Annotated in this window: 3 protein-coding genes; all 3 read left to right on the top strand. The window is 68.0% G+C overall.

Features of this window, described 5'->3' with window-relative positions:
• Positions 1-78: 78 nt before the first annotated feature.
• A complete protein-coding gene (locus F4558_RS20735) occupies positions 79-1,014 on the top strand; it encodes a TauD/TfdA family dioxygenase (protein WP_167945618.1) in 936 nt (311 codons plus the stop codon).
• A gap of 33 nt (positions 1,015-1,047) precedes the next feature.
• Positions 1,048-1,797: a thioesterase II family protein gene (locus F4558_RS20730; RefSeq protein WP_231640153.1), complete on the top strand. Its 750-nt coding sequence runs from the start codon at positions 1,048-1,050 to the stop codon at positions 1,795-1,797.
• 368 nt (positions 1,798-2,165) lie between these two features.
• Complete coding sequence (locus tag F4558_RS20725) at positions 2,166-4,679, top strand: M14 family metallopeptidase (protein WP_082377614.1); 2,514 nt, start codon at positions 2,166-2,168, stop codon at positions 4,677-4,679.
• Positions 4,680-4,832 lie beyond the last annotated feature (153 nt).

Here is a 4,832-nt window from a genome sequence, read left to right as displayed (position 1 = left end):
GCCCGATATCGAGGAAATATGGCTGCCCACGTGAGGCTGCCGGCAGTGGACCGACCCTGGCGTGGAGGAGACCGACCGATGAGCGAGAACGGCACGTGGCAGCCGCACGAGATCACGCCCCGCAGCGCCGGATGCGCAGCCACCGTTGACGGGCTGATCGGCCATCTTCGGGAGCTGGACCTGACGGCGCTGCTCACCGCCGAGAAGGCGCTTGTGTTCCGGGGCTTCGGCGTCGAGCCGGGCGCGCTGGACCAGGTGATGGACATGGTGCTGCCGAACCGGCTCGCCTACGTGCACGGCAACTCGCCACGCACCAAGGTCGGCCGCAACGTCTACACCTCGACGGAGTATCCGGCGCAGTACACCATCTCCATGCACAACGAGCTGTCGTACGCGGCGCACTGGCCGGCCCGCCTGCTGTTCTACTGCCAGGTCGCCGCGCCGACCGGCGGTGCCACCCCGGTGGTCGACGCCAACCTCTGGCTGGAGTCCCTCGACCCGGAGGTTCGCGCGGCCTTCGCGGGCGGGGTGTGCTACCAGCAGAACCTCCACGACGGCCTGGGGCTGGGCAAGAGCTGGCAGCAGACCTTCGAGACCGAGGACCAGGCGGAGGTCGAGGAGTTCCTGAGCGGCACCGGGGCGACGTGGAAGTGGACAGCGGACGGGCTGCGGGTGAGCCAGGTCCGCCCGTCCACCACCAGGCACCCGGTGACCGGCGTGGAGGTGTGGTTCAACCAGAGCGACCAGTGGCACCCGGCGGCTCTGGACGACGAGGTCGCCCGGGTGATGACCCAGGTGATGACGCCTGACGAACTGCCGCAGTCGGTGACCTTCGCCGACGGCAGCCCGATCCCCGACGAGTACGTCTTCCAGATCCGCGACCGTGGGTTGGACGCGGCGATCAACGTGGACTGGCGGGTCGGTGACCTGCTGCTGATCGACAACGTGCTGGTGGCCCATGGCCGCCGGCCCTACACCGGGAGCCGCCGCATCCTGGTGGCGATGTCGGACTGACCGGGCGACGGCGGCGGGAGGAGAGGCGTGGAGATGACGGGTGCCGAGGCGCGTGGCCGGTGGCTGCGGTCCTTCCGCCGTGCGGAGCGGTCCGACCTACGGTTGGTCTGCTTTCCGCACGCCGGTGGGAACGCCAACGTGTTCCAACCCTGGGCGGGGCTCCTCGACGGTGCCACTGATCTGCTGGCCGTCTGCTATCCGGGTCGGCAGGACCGGGTGCTGGAGCCGTGCGTGGACCAGATGGACGTGCTCGCCGAGCGGATCAGTGACGTGCTCGTGCCGTACCTGGACCGGCCCGTCGCGTTCTTCGGCCACAGCATGGGCGCGTCGGTGGCGTACGAGGTCACGCTGCTCCTGGAGTCCCGGTACGGGTTCACGCCGAGCGTCCTCTTCGTCTCGGGACACGGCGCGCCGCACATCTGCCGGGTCGAGCTCGATCCGGATCTCGCCGACGACGAATACCTGCTCAGCCGGATCGGCGCCCTGGGCGAGGTCGACCCGGTGCTGTTGCGGTCGCCGAAGCTCCGCGAACTGATCATGCCCTCGCTCCGGGGGGACCTGCGGATGCTCTACCGCCACCTGCCGCGCGAGCCTGCGAAGGTCCAGGCCCCGATCGTCGCCTACCTGGGCACCGAGGACCCGACCTGCACCACGGCGACGGTGCGCGCCTGGGGGGAGTTGACCACCGGCGGCTTCGAGATGGCGACGTTCCCCGGTGACCATTTCTATCTCGTGCCGGAACAGGATCAGGTGGTCGCCGCGGTGACCGCCCGCCTGGGCTGACCGACGAACCACGCCTCAAGGGACGGTCGAGCGGCCGGCCCTTGAGGCTTTCGCGTACCCTCCGTCAGCCCTCACCTGCGCTGATGTGTTTCTATGCGCGCCGGTTGCGGTGTGCGTCCAGGGCGTCGCACGGTGCCTCAAGGAATGCTCAAATTCAGATCATGCCAGCTAGCGAGGCTGCGGATCGCACGTACGCTCTGCCGAACTCAGCGCGCTGATGACCCCCACCCCCTTCCGCAACGGCAACACCACCTTCGTCGTACCCAGGCACACGGCACGCGAGTTCGGTACGGCCGCCCTCGGTGAGGAACGGCCGTGCGGGGGTCGGCCAGCAGAGCACATATCGTCGCAAGTAGAAGGAGGGGCAAATGCGGCGCATACAACGACGCATCGCACTTCTCGCCGTTCCCGCCCTGGTGGCGGGCGTCCTCGTGTCGACCGGGCCCGCTGGTGCGGACCCCACTGGCCCGAAGGGCTCGGCCGGTTCCGGGCACTCCCTGCTCGAGAACATCAAGCAGGCACATCATGTAGACATCAAGCTGGCCGGCGCCGACATGTTGGACAAGGTCGCCGCCGCCGGATTCGATATTGAGCACGGCCTCAAGCGTGTGCCGGACGGCATCGAGGGCGAGGTGGTGGTCACCGCCGACGAGCTCACCAAGCTGAAGTCGATGGGCGTGCAGCTCCTCGATGACAACACGCGCTTCAAGTGGAGCGAAAAGGCCGACGGCGGCCTCAAGGGCCCCGCCGGCCCCAAGGCGAAGCCGCCGGCGCCCGGCGGCCCGCCGGCGACCGACCCGGCGCTGGCGACGGTACGCATCGCCCGCGCCGACTGGTTCACCACAAAGGGCCAGGGCTTCCTGTACGTCGAGGCGCGCACCACCGAGGGGCAGCAGACCAACCCGATTGTCGGGATGCAGCTGGAGAACAACTCGGGCAAGGGCACGCCGTTCGAGTTCGCGCGGACGATGAGCCGGTTCGTGGACTCCGGGCAGTACATGTTCCACCGGAACCTGTTCAAGCTCGACACGCGTCCGAGCGAGATCCGGGTCACCAGCTCCACCGGCGGTGTCACCACCGGCGTCGTCTCCGACTGGCTGGAGAACGCCCCGTCGCCGCTGACGGAGAAGCCCGGCTACAAGTCCGACTTCGTGGACGGCTACCGGCACCCGCAGCAGCTCTTCGCCCGCGCCAAGGAGATCGCCCAGCAGTACCCGGGCATCGCCGAGATCGTCTACCTCCCGAACCAGACGAACGGCTACCAGCGCAAGGCGCAGGCGACGATCGGTGGCACGGGTCAGTCGGCTGTCGTCGTCAGCAGTGCGGCGTGGGGCCACGAGGGCGGCAACGACGTCACCGTCGAGTTCGTGAACCGGTCGGGGGCCAACCTCCCGCTCGCGGTGGAGGTCACTGGCAAGGCGGTCCGCGTCCTGCTTGCGAAGGACGCCTCCGGTGCGCTGTCGAGCACTGCCACGCAGGTGGCGGAGGCACTGCGGACCCAGTCCCAGGGCCTCATCGACCGGTCGCACCCGTACCGCACCAACGCGGGCACCGGCATCGTCGCGCCGACGGAGGGCCCGGTCGCCCTGACCGACTTCCTCGACCAGAAGCGCGTCGGCGCGCCGGAGGGCGAGGTCCCGCGCGGCCCGGTCACCATCCCCGTTCTGCGGATCGGCAAGCACCGTGACGGCAAGAAGCCCGGCGTGCTGATCCAGGCGCAGGACCACGCCCGCGAGTGGGTGCCGGCGACGACGAGCCTGGAGTCCGCCGAGCGGCTGGTGCACAACTACAAGACCGACAAGGAGACGAAGAACATCGTCGACAACACCGACGTCTTCTTCATCCTCTCCAACAACCCCGACGGGGCGAACTACAGCTTCTACAACTTCGCCTCGCAGCGTAAGAACATGACGAACCACTGCGCGGACTCGGCCGCCGACCCGGCGAACCGGAACTCCTGGGGTGTCGACCTGAACCGGAACTACCGGGTCGGGTCGGCTCAGGACGGCTACTCCGGCGGCTCGTCGGTGTGCACCAGCGGCACCTACCAGGGCCCGGAGAAGCTGTCCGAGCCCGAGTCGAAGAACATCATCTGGCTGGTCGAGAAGTACAAGAACATCAAGTTCATGATGTCGGTGCACTCCAACGGTGGTCAGCTGTTCTGGCAGCCCGGCGCCTACATCGCCGACGGGCGTATCACCACCCCGCGCCCGCCGCTCGGTGACGAGGCGTTCTACTGGCAGTCGGCTTCCCGGATCCTGGGGCAGGTCAAGGCGCACCGGGAGACTGTCGTGACGCCGGAGAACGTCGGCGGTTCGTCCGACGTCCTCTACTCCTCGGCGGGCAACGTCCGCGAGGACCTGTACCACACCTACGGGATCTACGCCTTCGGCTGGGAGGTCGGTGGCTCCATCTACAACCCGGCCACCGGCAACTGGCAGGGCGGTTCGTTCCAGCCGGCGTGGGACGGCAACCCCGAGCTGGTCAGCGGCCACGCCGAGACCATGGAGTACGCCAACGGCATCATGGAGATGTTCCGGGTCGCGGCGGACTGGGGCAAGGACAAGAAGAAGCCGACGTCCGACCTCGTTCCCGGCAACGGGAAGTACCAGGGGCCTGTCAACGTGCACTTCGAGACCAACGAGCCGGCCACCATCTACTACACGACGGACGGCAGCCGGCCCACGCTCGAGTCGCCCCGCTACGCGGCGACCGAGTTCCGTGAGCCGGGGCAGGTGTTCCACGTGACCGAGACGACGACCTTCAACTGGTTCTCGGTGGACAGCGCTGGCAACATCGAGAAGGGCTACGACCCGACGAAGAACGACAAGCGCAACAACTACCGCACCGCGACGATCAAGATCGAGACGAAGAAGAAGTAGCGCACATCGGCTGATCATCGCCTCGCCAGTGGTTCCATCACACTGGCGAGGCGATGGTCGTCCAGGCCCCGCACGACGCTGACGTCCCCGCTGCTGTCACTCCGGGGTGCAGCTCCCGAGGTGAGGTGCGGCCGATGCGCGCAACGTGGGTCG

The sequence above is a fragment of the Micromonospora profundi genome (genome assembly GCF_011927785.1).
GTDB classification, from domain to species: domain Bacteria; phylum Actinomycetota; class Actinomycetes; order Mycobacteriales; family Micromonosporaceae; genus Micromonospora; species Micromonospora profundi.
The sequence above is the reverse complement of the archived record's forward strand: the minus strand, read 5'-3'. Positions and strand labels throughout refer to the sequence as shown.